This is a genomic window from Micromonospora sp. PTRAS2 (assembly GCF_054052245.1).
In genome coordinates this window covers 650366-668694 of the sequence record NZ_JBSWBU010000003.1, presented here as the reverse complement: position 1 = coordinate 668694, position 18329 = coordinate 650366, and the positions used below count along the sequence as shown (strand labels likewise).

Here is an 18329-nt window from a genome sequence, read left to right as displayed (position 1 = left end):
CGCGGCTCCGTCGGCCCTTCGCCCGCCCGCGTGAGGACCGCCATGCCGCCTGCCGACGCCGCCCCGGCCGACACCGACCGGCCCGAGCCGGCGCGACCCGGCGGCCGGGAGGCGACGGGCACCCGGGAGGGCGTCACCGTCCCCCCACCCCGGTCCGCGCCGGACGCCGCGACCCCCGCCCCGGCCACCCGCGCCGAACCCGTGACCGGCGAGCCGGAGCCCGGCACCCCCGAGCCGGAGCCGGGAGCGCCCGAGCCCGGAGCGGACCCGGCCGAGCCGGTCGCCGCCGCCCCCGGCCTCACCGAGCGGGAACTGCGCATCCTCGCCTTCGAGCAGCAGTGGTGGCGGCACGCGGGGGCCAAGGAGCAGTCGATCCGGGACACCTTCGGCCTCTCCGCGACGCGCTACTACCAACTGCTCAACGGGCTGCTGGACAATCCGGCCGCGCTGGCCGCCGAGCCGGTCCTCGTCGGCCGGCTGCGCCGGTTGCGCTCGTCCCGGGCCCGCAACCGGCGGCGCTGACCACGCGAACCCGGCCACTTGGCCGCCCGATCCCCGGCACAATCGAGCCGGCGGAGGGAGCGGCGGATGGCGGCAGCGCACCGGGGCGTACCGGCCGGGGACGCCCGGCCCGGGCGGACCGCGACGGCCGGGCGGGCCACGACCCCGGCGGAGGCGGCGGTCGCACCGGGCACCCGCGCCGGGTCGGCCGGGCCGACGATGCGGGTCCGGTCGGCGTCCGCGCCGGCACCCGGCCGGGCCGTCAACGAGGACCTGGTCTTCCGCTTCGGCCCGCTGGTCGGCGTGCTGGACGGGGCGACCGTGCCCGAGGGCTTCGACACCGGCTGCGTGCACGGCCCCGCCTGGTACGTCCGGCACCTCGCCGCCCGGATCGGGCTGGCCGCCGCCGCCCGGCCCGCCGCCACCCTGGCGAGCACCCTCGCCGCGGCGATCCTCGCGGTACGGGCCGACCACGGCACCGGCTGCGACCTCGACCATCCCGGCACCCCCTCGTCGACCGTCTGCCTGCTGCGGGAGAGCGGTGGGGAGGCGGACTGGCTCGTGCTCTGCGACAGCCCGCTGGTGCTCGACGTCGGCGGCCGGGTGCGCGCCGTCACCGACGACCGGCTGGAGCACGCGGTGGCCGACCTGCGCCGCACGGCGTCCACCCTGCCCGCAGGCGTCGGCGACGACCCGGTCACCCGGTTCCGGCGGGCCGTCACGCTGCAGCGGGAGCGGATGAACCGCACGCACGGCTACTGGGTCGCCGCCGCCGACCCCGACGCCGCGTACCACGCGATCACCGGCAGAGAGCCGCTGCGCGGCCCGGGGAGCCTGCGCCGGGCGGCCCTGCTCACCGACGGTGCCTCCTGTGCCGTCGAGCAGTTCGGGCTCCTCGACTGGGCCGGCCTGCTCGACCTGGTCGCCGCCGAGGGGCCCGGCGCGCTCCTCGACCGGGTCCGCGCCGCCGAGCGCGACCGGCCGGACCGGCTGCGCCGGCACAAGGCCACCGACGACGCCTCCGTCGTCCTCTGCGAGTTCGGCCCCGGTCGAGCCACCGCCGGCCCGCCGACCGGCTCGTAGCTGCTGCCGGACCGGTCGAGGGAAGCCAAAGGGTGGACTCGGGCGGGTGCGGGACGGCAGACTTCGGCACGTGACGGGAACGGTCCGGTTGGAGCCGGTGGACGAACGGAACCTGGAGCCGCTGCTCTCGGTGGCCGTCGCCGAGGCCGAGCCCGACGACGTGATGCCCCCGGTCGACGCGCCGGCCGGCTGGTCGCACGCCCGGCGGGAGGCGTTCCGGGACTACTACCGCACGGGCATGGCGGGCCTCGACGGCCCCACCCACACCGCCATGTACGCGGTCCTCGTCGGCGGCGAGGTGCTGGGCATGATCCGGATGACCCGCCGCGCCGAGCCGGGGACGGTGGAGACGGGCATCTGGCTCGGCCGCTCGGCCCGGGGCCAGGGCGTGGGCGCGGTGGCCCTGCGCGAGCTGCTCGACCTCGCGGCGGCGGCCGGGATGCACACGGTGGTGGCGGAGACCACCCCGGACAACTCCGGTGCCGTGTCGGTGCTCCGCAGGTGCGGCGCGAAGCTGATCGAGGACGGCGACGCCGTGCGCGCCGAGATCTCCCTCGACGCCATCCCGCCCGCCTTCTGAGCATCCCGGCACCGCCCCGGCGGCGGCGCGAGCCTCAGCGCGCGTCTCGGGCCTGCGCGTACGCGGCCAGCCAGGCGACCTGGGCCGGGTCGAGCGACGGGCGGACCCGCTGCCGCGCCGCCTCGACGTGCCCCGCCGTGACCGTCGACGCGGTCAGCGACTCCCGCATCGCGGCGAGCGCCGCCTCTCGCACCAGCGCCGCGCAGTCCGCCGCCGAGAAGCCGTCCAGCCCGGCACCGAGCGCCGCGAGGTCGACGTCGTCGGCGAACGGGACGTTGCGGGCGGCGGCGCGCAGGATCTCGGCGCGGGCGTCCCCGTCGGGCGGCGGCACGTACACCAGCCGTTCCAGCCGGCCCGGGCGCAGCAGCGCCGGGTCCACCAGGTCGGGACGGTTGGTCGCGCCGACCACCACCACGTTGCGCAGCGACTCCACCCCGTCCAGCTCGGTGAGCAGGGCGGCGACCACCCGGTCGGTGGTGCCCCCGTCGCTGGCCTGGCCGCGCACCGGGGCGAGCGCGTCCACCTCGTCGAGGAAGACCAGCGTCGGGGCGGCCTCCCGGGCCCGGCGGAACAGCTCCCGGACCGCCCGCTCGCTCTCGCCGACCCACTTCGACAGCAGCTCCGCGCCCTTCACCGAGAGCACGTTGGCCCGCCCCGAGCCGGCGAGCGCGGTCACCAGGTACGTCTTCCCACAGCCGGGCGGCCCGTAGAGCAGCACCCCGCGCGGCGGCTGCACGCCCAGCCGGGCGAAGGTGTCCGGGTAGGTCAGCGGCCACAGCACCGACTCCGTCAGCGTCTGCTTGACCTCGACCATGTCCCCGACGTCGTCGAGGGTGACGTTCGCCAGCTCCAGCGTGGACCCGGCCATCGTCGTCGGCCGGACCACCTCCAGGGCGGCGGCGAAGTCGGCCATCGCCACCGTCGGCGCGTCGGCCGTCTTCTGCCGCAGCGCCGCCCGCACCCCGGCCTCCCGCACCAGCGCCGCCAGGTCGGCGGCGACGAACCCGGGGGTACGCCCGGCGACCTCGTCCAGCCGGACGTCCTCGGCCAGCGGCACCTGGCGGGTCAGCACGGTCAGCTGCTCCCGGCGCAGCGCCTGGTCGGGCAGTGGCACGGTGATCCGCAGCGACAGCAGGTTCGGGGCGCGCAGCCCCGGGTCGACGGCCTCGGGGCGGCTGGTCGTGCAGACCACGGCCACCCCGGCCCGGACGGTCTCGGCGAGCACCTGGCGGAACACCGTGGCCACCGGCCCGGCGTCGTCGGCCGGGGCGAGCGCCTCCACGTCGGTGACCAGCAGCACGGCGGGGCCGTCGCCGCGTACCTCGTCGGCGGCGGCGCGCAGCCGCCGGGCCGCCGCGTCGTTGGCGAGCGCGGCCAGCTCGGGTGCCCAGATCGGGCGGACCCGGGCGCCCACCCGGGCGGCGACCGCCCGGACCAGCGCGGACTTGCCCGACCCGGCCGGCCCGGCGACCAGCACCCCGAGCGACACGCCGGTGCCCAGCCGGCCCAGCACCTCCCGGTGGTGGAACCCGAGGTCGAGCAGTTCGGTCAGCTCCTGCACCTGCGCCCGCAGCCCCGGCAGCTCGTCCACGGCGGGCGCGGCGTCCGCCCCGGCGTCGTCGCCGTCGGGGACCCGCCCGTCGGGCCCGGTCGCCCCGGTCGTCGCGTCGGGCCCGGCCGCCGGACCGTTCCCGGTGGCGTGGCCGGGTGCGCCGGCGTGGGCGGGACCGGCCGAGCCGCCGGCCCGGGTGGCCGGCCCGTGCTCCCAGCCGACCACGGTGTCCATGGTGACCAGCGCGGCGACGCCCGGCTCGGCGGCGGCCACGGTGAGCAGGGTGCTGGTCCAGGCGTACCCGACGGTGCTGGACAGGCGGTGCCGGGCCGCCGCGACGAGGGCGCGCACCGAGGCGTCCGGCAGCACGTCCTGCGGCAGCAGGGACACGTCGTCGCCGACGGTGACGACCTTGCCGAGCAGCGCGAGGCGGAGCATCTCGGGGGAGACCGCGGCGGTGACCTGCACCGGCCCGGTGAGGGTCACCCGGCGGGCCGGGACCACCGGCGCACGGCTCACCGTGACCTGCCCGCCGTCGCGTTCGCCCAGGTTGCCCAGGAGCAGGTCGTCGGCGTAGAGCAGCGCGGTGCTCGCGGCGGGCCCGGCCGGCGCGACGATCCCGGCGGTCACCCGGCGGCCGGTGAGCCGCACCGGGTCGCCGGGGCGCAGCGCGAGCGCCGTCAACACCTCCGGGTGCAGCCGCACCACGCCGCGCCGGCCGTCCAGCGCGGCCGGTCGCAGGCTGGCGACGAGGGTCAGTTCGGGTGCGGGCGAGGCCATCGCCCGAGGTTAGCCGCAAGGAAGGGCCCCCTGTTAACGCCGACGGTAGAGAAGGGTCCCCCTCTCACACCGGGTCAGCGCGTGGGGTCGGTGCTGTCGAGCAGCGACGGGTCGCGCCGGATCAGCTCCGCCAGCCGGGCCGCCGGGTCCACCTTCAGCCGGTCGGCGTCGGACGGCCACGCCGGCACGGCCTTCACCGTCAGCGGCCACACCGGGGGCGGTACGGTCGCGGCCTCCGCGCCGACGGTCACCCGCCCGTTCGACCAGCCGACCCGCAGCGGGTACGCCTGCCCGTCGTGCTCCACGCGCAGCGCGACCGTCATGCCGGGGTGCGCCGCCACCACCCGGGCGACCGCCTCGGCCACCTCGTCGACCGGGTCCCGCCCGGCGACGCCGGCCGGGTGGGCGAGGGTCGGTTCAGCGAGGGCCGGGTGGGTGAGGGTCGGCGCGGCGGGCAGGGCCGGTACGCCGCCCGTCCGGCGGGGCAGGGCGTCCGCCGGGTCCTGGCCGACGTCGCCCGCCGGCCGGGGGCGGGTGGCCGGGGTGGCGGCGTCTCCCGTCCCCGCGTCGGGTCCCGCTCCGGCGTCGACCCGTACGGCCGGGGTGGGATCCTGTCGCGCCTCGGCCGGCTCGCCCCAGCCGACCGGGTGGGCCGCGGCCTGCGCCGGGACGGTCGGAGCCGCCGGCTCCCGGCCGGGCTCGTCGCCCGGATCGGCGCCCCGGCGGCGGAGCGCCTCCTCACGCCGGGCGAGCCGGGCCAGTGTCTCGTCGAGATCACCTCTCATGTCGCCACCCCTTCCGCGTGTGGACCGAACCGGGCCGGTTCAGTCCCTCCTGTCCCGGGTGGCCCGGTCCAGCGCCCGGTCCAGGACGACCAGCAGGGCGTCCCGCACCGAGAGCCGGTCCCGGGCGTCGAACTGCACCAGGGGGACCTGGTCGGAGATGGCCAGGGCCCACCGGATCGAGGGGAGGTCCACGGCCAGCCGGCCGTCGAAGGCGTTCACCCCGACGACGAACGGCAGCCCGGCCCGCTCGAAGAAGTCGATCGCCGGATAGCAGTCGTCCAGCCGCGAGCTGTCCACCACCACCAGCGCGCCGAGCGCCCCCCGGGCCAGGTCGTCCCACATGAAGCCGAAGCGGTTCTGACCCGGCGTACCGAAGAGGTAGAGCTTGAGGCTGCGGTCGATCGTCACGGAGCCGAAGTCCATCGCCACCGTGGTGGTGGTCTTGCCCGACCGCGCGCCGGGGTCGTCGATGCCGATCCCGGCGCTGGTCATCTCCGCCTCGGTGGTCAGCGGCGCGATCTCCGAGATGGCCCCGACCGTGGTGGTCTTGCCCACGCCGAAGCCGCCCGCGACCAGGATCTTGACCGGGATCGGGGGCGCGGCCCGGCCCGGGCCGGCGTTCGGCGTGCCGTGCCGCAGCCCGGCGGGCGGTGCCGGGGTGGTCGGCGGGGCGGCGCGTCCGGTGGCCGGCGTGGCACCCGCCGGGGTGCCGTAGCGGGCGGCGGCGCTGTTGGCGGAGAGCCCGCTCAGCGGGGCCGGCGGCCATTCAGGAGATCGCACGGAGTCCATCAATCACTCGCAGGATGATGTCGGGGTCAAGGGCGTCGTTGGCGGTGCTGACGTGCACGTCGAGGTGGCCGGCGGCCCGGAGGTCACCGACCAGGATCCGGGTGACGCCGAAGTGCAGCCGGGTCCGGGCCGAGATCTCCGCCACGGAGATCGGTTCTCCGCAGAGCGCGATGATCGCCTGGAGTTCGGGGGCGAGCCGGGAGACCGGCCCCGCGCCCCGGTGGCCGGGACCGGGCCGGGCGGTCACCTGGGTCTCCAGGCTGATCGCCGGGTCCACCCCGGCCACCCTGCCGGCGGTGAGCACGAACGGGCGTGGCCCGGCCGGCAGGTGCGGATCGGGAGCGTCGAGCCGGCCGGGAAGGTCGCTCGCCGGGCCGCCGGGCGGGCCGTCGCCAGGGCCGCCCGGGAAGCCGAGGCCGCCACCCGGGTAGCCAAGGCCGCCACCCGGGTAGCCAAGGCCGCCACCCGGGTAGCCGGGGTCGCCACCGGGGAAGCCAGGGCCGCCACCGGCAGGGCCGGGGTTGCCACCGGGGAAGCCGGGAGCGCCGCCCGGGAAGCCGGCGTCGGCACCGGGAAAGCCGGTAGCGCCGTCGGGGAACCCGGAAGCACCGCCCGGGCCGCCGGGATACCCGGGGCCGCCCGGCAGGCCCGCCGACTCGCCCGGCCCGCCGTCGACCGGGGGCTGCGCCCGCAGGTAGGGCCGGATCCGGACGACGGGTTCCGGATCCGGCCCGGTGCCGGCGACCTCCGGGCTCACTGCTGGACGGCGTTCTTCAGCTCGGCGATCAGTCGTGGGGTGAGGGCGCTGCCGGCCCGCCCGGCGAAGAGGGTCATCTCGTACGCCACGGTGCCGAGGTTCGCCGACCGGTCGGCCACCACCCCGAGCACCGAGCCGGCGCTGATCGAGCTGATCAGCAGGTAGCCGTCGGCCATGTCGACGATGACCCGGTTCAGGCCGCCGAGGGCGTACCAGCTCGCCGCGCCGCCGGCGAGGCTCGTCATGCCGGAGACCACGGCGGCGAGGCGCTCGGCGTTGGCCCGGTCCTTGATCGCCGACATGGCCATCAGCAGCCCGTCGGAGGAGACCGCGATCGCCTCCATCACGCCGGCGGTGCTGGACGTGAACGAGTCCAGCAGCCAGTTGAACGTGCGGGCCTCGGGGCTGAGGTCGGTGGGGTGCTGGTGCTCGACGTTCTCGTGCAGGTACGGGCTGGTCACCGTGTTGATCCCTCTTCGTAGCGGCGGTCAGGACGGGCTTCACGCAGCGCGCGGGCGACGCCCGCCTCGAACTGGTTGATCAGGTCGCGCACCTCTCCCGGGTCGCCGGGGTCGGACGGGGGAGCGGGCCTGGGGGGCGGGACGGCCAGGTTGGCACCGGGGACCCGACGGGTCAGCCGGGGAGGGTCGGCGAGCAGGGGTGCCGCCGCCGGGGCCGTAGCCACCGGGGGAGCGGCCATCGGGCGGGCGGAAACCGGGGGAGCAGCAGCCGGGCGGGCCGGCGCCGGCGGAGCGGTCGCCGGGTGGGGCGTCGCCGGGGGGTGCAGTTCGGCCCGGCGTACCCCGGCTTCGAACTCCTCGACCAGCGCGCGGGCGGCGGCCGGGTCGGCGGTGGTGGCGTCCACCGGGCCGACGACCGGGCTGGTGTGGGGCAGGCTCGCGCCGGGCACCCGCTGGCGGATGCCGGACGCGCGCCGCGCCGCCTCGCCGGGCTGCGGCGCGGATCCGGGCCGCAGCCCGGTCGGGAAGGAGGTGCCCCGGGAGCGGGCCGGCAGGACCGGTGTGCCGCCGGCCCCGCCGACCGGACCGGCGGCACGGGACGACCGGACGGTGCCGGGGGCCGCCGGGGGAGCGGCGGCGCCGGGCGCGACCGGGGTGCCGCCGACGGTCGGCGGGGCGTCCAGGGTGGGGGCGCCTGCGCGCCCGGTCGTGGCGGCCGGCGGCTCCGCGACCGCCCCGAAGGCGTTCCAGGAGTCGCCCGACTCCATCGACCGGGTGGCGCGGGTGAGCAGCTCGCGGTCCACGCCGAGGGCCACGCCGAGCGCCACGGCCCCGTCCACCGGCTTGCCGGCGGGCCCGGGGTGGGGGGTGGCGGCGACGGCCAGCGGCCGGCCGGACGCGCCCGGCCGGTCCGGCCCGGCCGCCGGGGCCCCGGCCTGGCCGGCGGGCGGCACGACCAGCAGCGCCGACGGGACCTCCAGCCGGGCGGTGACCCCGCCGCCGGTGGTCGGGGCGAGGTCCACCGTCCACCCGTGCCGGCGGGCGAGCCGGCCCACCACGAAGAGGCCGAGCACCTCGGTCGGGGCGAGGTCGAGCCGCTCCCGGCGGGTGAGCCGGGCGTTCTCCTCGGCCAGTCGCTCCTCGGTCATTCCGATGCCGTGGTCCACCACGGACAACCGCATGCCGTGCCCGGTCGGCTCGGCCGTCACCACCACCCGGGTGTGCGGCGGGGAGAAGACGGTGGCGTTCTCCATCAGCTCGGCCAGCGCCAGCACCAGGTCACCCACGGTGGACGGCGCCGCCGACACCCCGGCCGGGACCTGCACGTCGACCCGGGTGTAGTCCTCGATCTCGCCGAGCGCGAGCCGGACCACGTCGGTCAGCGGCACCGGGGCCACGTGCCCGTCGGCGCCGGTCGAGCCGGAGAGCACCACGAGGCTGCCCGCGTTGCGGCGCAGCCGGCTGGAGACGTGGTCCAGCCGGTAGAGGTGCTCCAGCCGCCCGGGGTCGGTCTCCTGCTGCTCCAGCCGGTCGATCAGCGCGATCTGCCGGCCCACCAGGTTCTGCGTACGACGCCCGACGTGCCCGAACATCTGCGCCACGTTGCGCCGGCCGGCGACCTGCCGCTCCACCAGCCGGGCGGCGGTGTGCTGCACGCGCTCGAACGCGCGGGCCAGGTCACCGATCTCGTCGCGGCCCCGGACGTCGACCGGGTCGAGGCGGATCGGCGGGACGTTCTCGCTCTCGTCGTCGGCGACCCGCACCAGCTCCGCCTCGGCGGCCCGGGCGACCCGTTCGGCGGAGCGGGTGAGGCGGGTCAGCGGGCGGGCGACCAACCGGGCCACCGCCATGCTGAGCAGCACCACGAGGAGCATGACCAGGGCCGCCGTGACGCCGACCACCCAGGCGGCGACGAGCGCCCGCCGTTCCTCCGCGCGCACCTGCGTGGTGACGTCCGCGGCGATCTTCTTCTCCACGAACTGGCCGAGGGTGATCATCGACTGGACGGAGGGGAAGAGCGTGTCCAGGGGCACCGTGGCGACGGCGGCGACGGGGTCCTTCTCGCTGTCGACGATGAACGTCGGGCTGGTCCGGGCGGCCACCGCCGCGTCGTCCAGCAGGGCCAGCTCCAACTGCTCGGGGGTGACCAGGCTGCGGAACCGGTCGGTGTCCACGCTCAGCGCGGCCATGCAGGCGATGTAGCTGGCGACGGTCTTCGGGTCGCTGGTCGCCCTGACCAGGACGATCAGCGTGGCGCACGCGCCCAGGCTCTCGTCGGCGCGCAGCAGCCCGTCCAGGGCCAGCACCTGCTGACCGACGGGGGTGGTGGTGTCCACCTTCCAGGTCAGCCGCAGCGAGTCGATCAGCTCCACGGCGAGCGGGCCGAAGGCCTCCATGACCCGGGCCGGGGTGGCCCGGCCGGCGAGCACGGCGGCGCGTACGTCGGCGAGCCCCCGTACCTGGTCGAGGGCGAGCCGGACCCGGTCGGTGAGCTGGCCTCCCAGCTCGGCGCGGATGTCGGCGACCCGGTCGTCCACGGTGGCCGACTTCTGGATCACCTCGGTGCGGGAGGCCCGGCCGAGCAGCAGACCGACGGAGAGCAGCCGCTCCTGCTGGAGGTCCTGGACGAGGCTGCCGACCCGGCTGGCCACCCGGACGGCCTCGGCGGTGTCCGCCGCCCGCCCGGCGGTGGCGACCCGGTCGAGGACGATCGGCACGGCGAGCCCGACCATGCTGAGCAGCGGGACGATCACCAGCAGGGCGAGCTTGCCCCGGATGCGGAGCCTAGCGAGCATCGAAGGGCCCCCACCGCTCGGCGCTGGCGGGGCGGCCCTGCCCGGCCGGCTGGAGCATCCGGGGCTCGACCGGGGCGAGCGTGCCGGCCGGGGCGGCCCCCCGGGGGTCGGCCGGGGCGTCGTCCCAGCCGGCGTCGTCGGCCGGCGGGCCGGTGTCGCCGCCGGCCGGTCGGCGGTCCCGCCCGGTCCGTCGGTCGCGGCGGGCGACGATCAGCGCGCCGAGCGCGCCGAGCAGCAGGACGGCCAGGACGGTTGCCCCGGCGGCGAGCCGGCGCTCCCGGTCGAGCTGGTCGATCCGGTCGGTCAGCAGCGCGTCCAACTCGTCGAGGATGACGGGCTGGAGCTGCCTGGCGGCCTCCTGCGCGGCGGTGCGGGCGGCGATGAGGTTGGTGAGCGCGCGGGCGGTCGCCGCCTCGTCCTGCAGCCGGGCCGACGAGGTCGGGGCGGCGAGCGCGCCGAGCCGCTCGATGGAGCGCTGGTAGGTGTCCAGCGGGGCGAGCACGTTCGCGCCGAGCTTGGTGCTGTCCGTGCTGTCCACGGCCGCGCGCAGGTTGTTGATCAGGTCGTTGGCGGGGCTGATGGCGCTCGTCCACAGGGCGCCGAGCTGGGACACCATGGCGATGCGCTGGGCGTCGGGGAGTTCGGCGGCGACGGCGGCCAGGTCGCCGAGCCGGCCGGTCGCCACGAGCGATTCGGGCAGCTCGTCGCTGATCGCGTCCTGGAGGTAGAACGAGTCGGCCTGCCGGTCCCGGACCAGCCCCGAGGCCTCGCGTACCTTGCGGTGCAGGGACAGCAGCAGGTCGGTGGCCTCGCCGTACGCGGCGAAGGTCGCCTGCGGGTCGGTCAGCCCCTTCTCGGGCAGGGCCTCCAGCTTGGCCCGCAGCCCGGTCCACCGCTCGTGGGTGCGCAGGTCGTCGCCGAGGCGGGCGTCGGCGGCGGCGACGTCCTCGACGGCCCGGCCGAGCGACTCCCGGGACACGGTCCGGCCGGCGACGGCGGCGGACTGCGCGTCGACCAGGGCGAGGGTGAGGGGGCCGAGGACGCGCAGGTACTCCACTCCGAGCCGCTCGCGGACGATGAGGTCGCGTTCCTCGCCGCTGTGGCGGCGCTGCTGGACGAAGAGGAACGCCACCGGGGCGAGGAGCGCCACCACGAGCACCAGCGGCAGGATGCGGCCGGTGCGGTTGGGCCGTCGGGGGCCCCGCTGCGCGGGGACGGTCATGGGTTCTCCTCCGGCGACGGCGGATACGGGCAGGTGCCGGGCCTGCCGAGCAGTCCCGTTCACCGGACCGGAAAACTAGCTGACTGGCACCGGCACGCAGAGCCGCCGGCCGGTCAGTTTTGCGTCACTACGAGCGATGTCACCTGTTGTCGACCGATGCGGCACCCTCGGTGGCGACTGCCCGGAGGAGATGGCCTGATCGGGTGCGATTTCGGTCGAACATCGGAATTCACATGATCCGAATTCATCTCGCTGGGATGCGGCGGACGCTGCGCAAACGATCAAAACGGGTCGCCGATCGGCCGGGCCGGACGGACGTACGGAGGATCTCAGCGAACGCTCAGGATCCGCACCGTACCGTTGCCGCATGAGATCGCCGTTGTCGGCCGCACCGGTCCGACGGGCCCTGGCCACCCGCCCCCGCCGGATCGTCGCCGGTTCGGTGGCGGTCGTGCTGCTGGCCGCCGCCGTGCTCTGGGCGGCCCGGCCCGGCGAGGCCGGCTTCCGCGCCGAGCCCGCGATGATCACTGTGCGCTCCGGGCCGGCCGGCGACGAGCCGGTCGACCTGGACACCACCTTCTACCTGCCCGACGGTGCCTCGGCGGACCGCCGGGTGCCGGCGGTGCTGCTCGCGCACGGCTTCGGCGGCACCAAGGAGTCGGTCCGCTCCGACGCCGAGGAGATCGCCGGCCAGGGCTACGCGGTGCTCGCCTGGACCGCGCGCGGCTTCGGCCGCAGCGGCGGCCAGATCCACCTGGACAGCCCCGACCACGAGGTGCGGGACGCGCAGCGGCTGCTGGACTGGCTGGCCGCCCGGCCCGAGGTGCGCACCGACGCCGCCGGCGACCCCCGGGTGGGGGTGGTCGGCGGCTCGTACGGCGGCGGCCTGGCCCTGCTGCTGGCGGCCCAGGACCAGCGGGTCGACGCGATCGTCCCCATGATCACCTGGAACGACCTGTCCCGCGCGTTCCTGCCGGAGAGCACCGGCGGGCCCGCCACCTCCGGCGTGTTCAAGAAGGGCTGGGCGGGGCTGTTCTTCGGCGGCGGCGGCAACGCCGGCTCCGGCCCGGCCGGGCTCTCCGGCACCTCCGCCGCCCAGCCCGAGGGCAACCCGGCCTCGGCGGGGCCGCCGAGCCCGGCACCGGGCGCGGGGCCGGGCACCGGTTCGGGGCGCGCGCCGGCCGGGGCGGCCGACCCGTCCTGCGGCCGGTTCGCCGCCGACGTCTGCGCCGCGTACCTGCGGATCGCCACCACCGGGCGGGGCGACCAGGCGGCCGTGGACCTGCTCCGCCGGTCCAGCCCGGCCGGCGTGCTCGACCGGATCAAGGCGCCCACCCTGCTGGTGCAGGGCGAGGCCGACACGCTCTTCCCGCTCGCCGAGGCCGACGCCAACGCGCGCGGCATCGCCGCCGCCGGCACCCCGGTCCGGGTGGCCTGGTTCACCGGCGGCCACGACGGCGGCGACGGGCCGCGCAACGACTCCGACCGGGTGAAGTACCTGACCGTGCAGTGGCTCGACCACTACGTCAAGGGCGAGGGGGCGGCCCCCGGCGACGACTTCACGTACTCGCGGATCGCCGGTTTCGACGCCCTCGACCGCGGCCTGGTCGCCACCGGCTTCCGCACCACCGACTACCCGGGGCTGGCCGGCGACGCGCGCCGCGAGGTCGCGGTGACCGGCCCGGCCCAGCCGGTCGCCAACCCGCCCAACGGCAACCCGGCGGCCATCTCCTCGATCCCGTTCGCCGGTGCGCTCGGTTCGCTGCTCGGCGGCGTGGCCGGCGACGTGCCCGGCCAGCACGCCCGGTTCGAGTCCGCGCCGCTGGACGAGGCCGTGGACGTGGCCGGTTCGCCGACCGTCACGCTGCGGGCCGCGTCGGCCAGCGGCGAGGCGGTGCTGTTCGTGAAGCTCTACGACGTCGACCCGCAGGGCGCGGCGACCCTGCCCAACGGGCTGGTGGCCCCGGTCCGGCTCACCGGCCTGCCGGCCGACGTCGGGGCTGCGAAGCCGGTCACGGTCACCCTGCCGGCGATCGTCCGCCGGGTCGAGGCCGGGCACCGGCTGCGGGTCGTGGTCGCGACGTCCGACCAGGCGTACACGACGCCGGTCGAGCCGGCGGTCTACACCGTGGCGGCCGGCGACGGCCCGCTCGTGCTGCCGACCGTGGCCGGCGAGCCGATCCCCACCACGGCCGTCGTCTGGCGCTGGGTGCTGGCCGGGCTGCTGGCCGCCATCGCGGTCGGGCTCGCCGCGGTCGTCCTGGTCGCCCGCCGCCGGCACCGCCGTCAGGACAGCTCCGTGCATCCCGAGTACGCGGGCACGCCGCTGGCCGTGCGCCAGCTCCGCAAGGAGTACGCCGACGGCTTCGTCGCCGTGTCGAACGTCGACTTCGAGGTGCACCCCGGCCAGGTCGTCGGCCTGCTCGGGCCCAACGGCGCGGGCAAGACCACCACCCTGCGGGTGCTGATGGGGCTGACCCAGCCCACCGCGGGCGAGATCTACGTGTTCGGCCGGCGGCTGGTGCCCGGCTCGCCGGTGCTGTCGCGCATCGGCGCACTGGTCGAGGGCCCCGGCTTCCTGCCGCACCTGTCCGGCCTGGACAACCTGAAGGCCTACTGGCGGGCCACCGGCCGGCCGTGGGCGGACGCGCACTTCGACGAGGCGCTGGAGATCGCCGGGCTGGGCGACTCGGTGCACCGGAAGACGCGCAAGTACAGCCACGGCATGCGGCAGCGCCTCGCCATCGCCCAGGCCATGCTCGGCCTGCCCGAGCTGCTGGTGCTCGACGAGCCGACGGACGGCCTGGACCCGCCGCAGATCGCGGAGATGCGCCGGGTGCTCCAGCGCTACGCCACCGACGGCCGGGCGGTGCTGGTCTCCAGCCACCTGCTCGCCGAGGTGGAGCAGACCTGCACCCACGCGGTGGTGGTCAACAAGGGGCGGATCGTCGCGTCCGGCCCGGTGGAGGAGATCGTCGGCGAGTCGCCGAGCGTGCTGTTCGACGTGACCGACCCCGACGCGGCGCGCGACGTGCTGGGCCGGCTGGCCGGCGTGACCGTGCTGCCCGACGCCGAGGGGCAGCTGGTGGTGGACACCAACGGCACCGCCCGCAGCGAGGTGGTGGCCGAGCTGGTCCGGGCCGGGATCGGGGTGGACCGGGTGGTGCCGCGCCGCCGCCTGGAGGACGCGTTCCTCGCCCTGGTGGGCGAGAACTCTCGGGGAAGCGGGGACCGGTGATGGCGCAGTCGTCTTCCACGGTGGGCGCGGCGGCCGGCTACCGGCCGTCGGCGACCCTGCCGTTCGCGGCGGAGTTCCGCCGGCAGGCGTCGCGGCGGCGCACCCAGCTCGCGCTCGGGTTCATGGTGCTGCTGCCGCTGATCGTGCTGGTCGCGTTCCAGTTCGACTCGGGCAACGACGACGACGGCGGCGGGGGTGAGTTCTCCAGCCTCGCCGACCTGGCCACCTCGGGCGGGCTCAACTTCACCCTGTTCTCGCTGCTGGTCTCGGCGTCATTCCTGCTGGTCGTGGTGGTGGCGCTGTTCTGCGGCGACACGGTGGCCAGCGAGGCGAGCTGGGGCAGCCTGCGCTACCTGCTGGCCGTGCCGGTGCCCCGGGCCCGGCTGCTGGCGGTGAAGCTGCTGGTGGCGCTCGCGTACTCGGGGTTGGCCCTGCTGCTGCTCGCCGGCACCGCCCTGCTCGCGGGCACCCTCCGGTACGGCTGGGAGCCGCTGCGCAGCCAGGTCTCCGCCCAGCTCGACCCGGCGGAGGGGCTGCTGCGGTTGGCGGCCGTGCTCGGCTACCTGGCGGTCGTCCTGCTGGCGGTGGCCGGGCTCGCGTTCCTGCTCTCGGTCGTCACGGACGCGGCGCTCGGCGCGGTCGGCGGCGCGGTGCTGCTGTGGATCCTGTCCAGCATTCTCGACCAGATCACGGCGCTCGGCGGGATCCGGGCGTTCCTGCCCACCCACTACGCCAACGCCTGGCTGGGGCTGCTGTCGACGCCGGTGCAGACCGACGACCTGGTGCGCGGCTGTATTTCCGCGATCGCCTACGCCACCCTGTTCTGGTCGCTGGCCTTCTGGCGTTTCACCCGCAAGGACGTCACGAGCTGACGGCGGAGCCGGGCAGCTACCCGCCGGCGTGACCGATCGGGCCTGGCGTGGAGGTCGCGGCGAGCGCTTCTGCTGGTGGGGATGTTCCGCGTCTCAAATACCGTGGGAACGCTCCCACGGACAGGGACAAGTATCGACCTTATCAAATTCTTACCGCATTCTAGCTGCATTGACTTCTGTCACTGGAGGTGTGGTATGAACATTGACCGACTTGGCGGTCCCGTCCTGTCCCTGTTCCGCATGGTGATTGGCCTGCTCTTTCTGTTCCACGGCCTGTCGTCGCTGCTCGGTGTCTTCGGCGGTGCGCGAGGAACCGGTCAGGCGGTTCCGCTCGGCACCTGGCCAGGCTGGTACGCCGCCCTGATCCAGGCCGTCTGCGGCGCGCTGGTGCTGGCCGGGCTGTTCACCCGACCCGCCGCGCTGCTCGCCTCGGGCTCGATGGCGTACGCGTACTTCGTGGTGCACCAGCCGGAGGGGCTGCTGCCGCTGCGCAACGGCGGTGAACTGTCCGCGCTGTTCTGCTGGTCGTTCGTGCTCATCGCGGTGCTCGGCCCCGGGACGTGGGCCGTCGACACCCTGCTGGGCCGCCGCCGGGAGCCGGCCGTCGCGGCGCCCGCCCCGAGCAAGCGCTCGGTGCCTGCCTGACCCGACCGCCGCCGGGGCGGGCGGGCTGCCAGCGAAGACGGCACCCCTGAGCACCCGCCCCGGCGGTAGTCGCGGCATCCGCCCCCATCTCGCCGTTCCGGCACTGTCGCCCGGGGGCGGCTGCCAGACTCGCGCAGGTGGGCAGCCGCAGGTATCCGGGCTGGCGCCCGGTCCGCACGGTCGCCGCCGGGGCCCGGGTGGCCCGCGTCGAGGTCTTCTTCGACCTGGTCTTCGTCTACGGCTTCTTCAACGTCTCCCGGTTCGTGGCCGAGGACCTGAGCACCCACGGGCTGGTCAAGGGCATGCTCGTCCTGGCCCTGCTGTGGCTGTGCTGGATCGCCCACATGCTGGTGGCCCAGCGGGTGCGCCTGGGGGAGGGCATCGCCCCGCTGGTGACCCTGACCGCCATGGGGGCGGTGCTGGGCATCGCCCTGTCCATCCCGCAGGCGTTCGGCGACCAGTCGGGCGGGGGCCCCGCCCCCGTGCTCTTCCCCATCTGCTATTTCCTGATCCGGGGGCTGCACCTCGGGCTGCACCTGTACGCGGTCCGGGACCTGCCCGAGGAGCGTCGCCAGCTCGTCCGGATCGGCCTCGCGGTCGTCGTCTCCACCGGGCTGCTGCTGGCGGCGGCATTCGTGCCCGACCTCCCCGGCGGCACCGACCGCGTCTGGGTCCGGCCCGGCATCTGGGCCCTCGCCGTGCTGGTCGAGTACGGCAACGGCTTCGCCGTCGGGCTGTCCGGCTGGCGGATCGCCGCCCCCGGCCACTTCGTCGAGCGCTTCGAGCTGATCGTCATCATCGCCTTCGGCGAGCTGATCATCTCGATCGGCCTGGGCAGCGGGGTCCTCGGCCAGCCGGTCACCTGGCCCACCTTCTACACCACGCTGGCGGGCCTGGCCGCCATCGTCAGCCTCTGGTGGCTCTACTTCGACAGCCTGGCCCCGGCCGCCGAGCTGGCGATGCACGGCCGCCGGGGCCCCGACCGGATCGCGGCGGCCCGCGACGGCTACCTCTACCTGCACCTGCCGATGATCGCCGGGCTCATCCTGGTGGCGCTCGGCGGCGAGCAGATGGTGCACCACCTCGGCGCGGCCGGCGTCGACCTGCTCGGCCCGTTGCCCGGCCCCGGCGGCCCCCTGCTGTTCACGAGGGCCGCCCTCTACCTGGTGAGCCTGGTCGCCTTCCAGCTCCGGGTCCTCGGCACCGTCGTGTGGACCCGGGTCACCGTCGTGGTGCTCGTGGTCGCCGCGGTGCCCGTCGCCGGCCGCCTCCCCGCCCTCGTCGCGGTGGCCCTGCTCACCGTGCTCACCGTCGGCCTGGTCGTCGCCGAGATCGTGCTGCTGGCGGGCTCGCGGTGGGCGCTGCACGAGGCCGTGCGGGAGGAACGCGAGGCGCGCGAGGTCCGGGAGGCGCGGTGGCGGCACCACCACCGCTGATCCCGGCCGGTGCCGCTCAGATCCCCCCGCACACCCGCCAGTCGCCGCCCTCCTCGACCAGGGTGAGGACCTGCTGCCGGCCGGCGGCGGTGACGGTCACCTCGGCCCGGGACTGGCTGTCGGTGCTGCTGCTCACCTCGGTGGCGGTGACCCGGTAGTTGCCCAGGGGCGGCTCGGCCGCCCGGGCCCGGGCGAACTCCTCCTCGGTCAGCTGGCTGCGCAGCTGTTCGCAGAGCCGGCCGTACGCGGCCGGATGGTTGCCGTCCCGCACGTCGTCGAGGTATGCGGTCGCGGCGTTCCGGGCGGGCGCGGTGGTGCCCTGCACGGTGCGGAAGAACCAGATGCCGCCGCCGGTGAACGCGCCGGCGCAACAGAGCAGCGCCACCACGGCGGCCACGATGATCACGGTACGGGTCGTCCGGCCGGTTCCACGGGGCTTCGGGGGCGGCCCGGGCACGCCGGGACTGGGGGGTGGCCCGGGCGTGCCGGGCGTCGGGGGGTAGGTCACGCCGTCAGGCTAGAAAGCGCAGGCCACCCGCCCTTCCGGAAGCCCCGGAGATGGTCGCCGTGGGTGGCGGTGGCGGTGCGGAGAGCGACGATGTGACCAAGTCGGCACCCCCGATCCGGCCCATACGCTGGGAAGCTCGGGTGGCGGTCGCCGCGATCCGCCGTAGACTCGGCGGCACAACTGAATACCTCATCCAGAGGGGCAGAGGGATACGGCCCGACGAAGCCCCGGCAACCACCCGTGCGTTCGATGACGAGCGGCGCGGACAGGTGCCAATTCCGTCCCCGCCGCAGGGTGCGATGCGGGGAAAGATGAGAGGACCTCC

14 protein-coding genes, 1 pseudogene and 1 riboswitch are annotated in these 18329 nt (G+C 76.0%); of the genes and pseudogenes, 7 read left to right on the top strand and 8 right to left on the bottom strand.

The window, feature by feature from the left end:
* Nucleotides 1–42 precede the first annotated feature (42 nt).
* From ACVMYR_RS13890 to ACVMYR_RS13880, 3 genes are all read left to right on the top strand, one after another.
* The gene (locus ACVMYR_RS13890; protein WP_077938104.1) at nt 43–522 is read left to right on the top strand and encodes a DUF3263 domain-containing protein; all 480 of its coding nucleotides are present in this window, start codon (nt 43–45) and stop codon (nt 520–522) included.
* 66 nt (nt 523–588) lie between these two features.
* Complete coding sequence (locus ACVMYR_RS13885; RefSeq protein ID WP_457121952.1) at nt 589–1584, top strand: hypothetical protein; 996 nt, start codon at nt 589–591, stop codon at nt 1582–1584.
* A gap of 70 nt (nt 1585–1654) precedes the next feature.
* Nucleotides 1655–2164: a GNAT family N-acetyltransferase gene (locus ACVMYR_RS13880; protein WP_077938106.1), complete on the top strand. Its 510-nt coding sequence runs from the start codon at nt 1655–1657 to the stop codon at nt 2162–2164.
* A gap of 34 nt (nt 2165–2198) precedes the next feature.
* Here ACVMYR_RS13880 and ACVMYR_RS13875 read toward each other — a convergent pair whose 3' ends face one another.
* The 7 genes and pseudogenes from ACVMYR_RS13875 to ACVMYR_RS13845 form a co-directional block, all read right to left on the bottom strand.
* Nucleotides 2199–4496 (bottom strand): AAA family ATPase, encoded by a 2298-nt coding sequence (locus ACVMYR_RS13875; RefSeq protein WP_457121951.1) that lies wholly within the window; start codon nt 4494–4496, stop codon nt 2199–2201.
* A 74-nt stretch (nt 4497–4570) separates the two neighbouring features.
* Nucleotides 4571–5281 carry a hypothetical protein gene (locus ACVMYR_RS13870; RefSeq protein WP_457121950.1) on the bottom strand — a complete coding sequence of 237 codons (711 nt, stop codon included), beginning with the start codon at nt 5279–5281 and terminating at the stop codon, nt 4571–4573.
* Nucleotides 5282–5320: 39 nt separating this feature from the next.
* Nucleotides 5321–6070, bottom strand: coding sequence for a GTP-binding protein (locus tag ACVMYR_RS13865; protein WP_396789666.1), 750 nt, complete (start codon nt 6068–6070; stop codon nt 5321–5323).
* Nucleotides 6048–6395 (bottom strand): annotated as a pseudogene (locus ACVMYR_RS13860) (DUF742 domain-containing protein); the annotation flags it as partial. The pseudogene ACVMYR_RS13860 and the gene ACVMYR_RS13865, both read right to left, overlap by 23 nt.
* A 428-nt stretch (nt 6396–6823) precedes the next feature.
* On the bottom strand, nt 6824–7288 hold the full coding sequence (locus ACVMYR_RS13855; protein WP_077938110.1) for a roadblock/LC7 domain-containing protein: 465 nt from the start codon (nt 7286–7288) through the stop codon (nt 6824–6826).
* Nucleotides 7285–10083, bottom strand: a complete 2799-nt coding sequence (locus tag ACVMYR_RS13850) for a sensor histidine kinase (RefSeq protein WP_457121949.1) — start codon at nt 10081–10083, stop codon at nt 7285–7287. Before ACVMYR_RS13850 ends, ACVMYR_RS13855 begins: the two co-directional genes overlap by 4 nt.
* Nucleotides 10073–11305 (bottom strand): hypothetical protein, encoded by a 1233-nt coding sequence (locus ACVMYR_RS13845; protein ID WP_096761662.1) that lies wholly within the window; start codon nt 11303–11305, stop codon nt 10073–10075. Before ACVMYR_RS13845 ends, ACVMYR_RS13850 begins: the two co-directional genes overlap by 11 nt.
* A gap of 367 nt (nt 11306–11672) precedes the next feature.
* On the opposite strand from ACVMYR_RS13845, the gene ACVMYR_RS13840 reads away from it, so the two are divergent.
* The 4 genes from ACVMYR_RS13840 (at nt 11673) to ACVMYR_RS13825 (ending at nt 17496) form a co-directional block, all read left to right on the top strand.
* Nucleotides 11673–14543 carry an alpha/beta fold hydrolase gene (locus tag ACVMYR_RS13840; RefSeq protein WP_457121948.1) on the top strand — a complete coding sequence of 957 codons (2871 nt, stop codon included), beginning with the start codon at nt 11673–11675 and terminating at the stop codon, nt 14541–14543.
* A complete protein-coding gene (locus tag ACVMYR_RS13835) occupies nt 14543–15415 on the top strand; it encodes an ABC transporter permease subunit (RefSeq protein WP_343449281.1) in 873 nt (290 codons plus the stop codon). Before ACVMYR_RS13840 ends, ACVMYR_RS13835 begins: the two co-directional genes overlap by 1 nt.
* Nucleotides 15416–15610: 195 nt before the next feature.
* Complete coding sequence (locus ACVMYR_RS13830) at nt 15611–16060, top strand: DoxX family protein (protein ID WP_077938116.1); 450 nt, start codon at nt 15611–15613, stop codon at nt 16058–16060.
* A 137-nt stretch (nt 16061–16197) separates the two neighbouring features.
* A complete protein-coding gene (locus tag ACVMYR_RS13825; protein ID WP_457121947.1) occupies nt 16198–17496 on the top strand; it encodes a low temperature requirement protein A in 1299 nt (432 codons plus the stop codon).
* Between the two features lie 16 nt (nt 17497–17512).
* On the opposite strand, the gene ACVMYR_RS13820 is transcribed toward ACVMYR_RS13825, so the two are convergent.
* Nucleotides 17513–17902: an Rv0361 family membrane protein gene (locus tag ACVMYR_RS13820; RefSeq protein ID WP_457121946.1), complete on the bottom strand. Its 390-nt coding sequence runs from the start codon at nt 17900–17902 to the stop codon at nt 17513–17515.
* Nucleotides 17903–18190: 288 nt separating this feature from the next.
* Nucleotides 18191–18322: riboswitch (SAM riboswitch) on the top strand.
* The last annotated feature ends 7 nt before the right edge of the window (nt 18323–18329 follow it).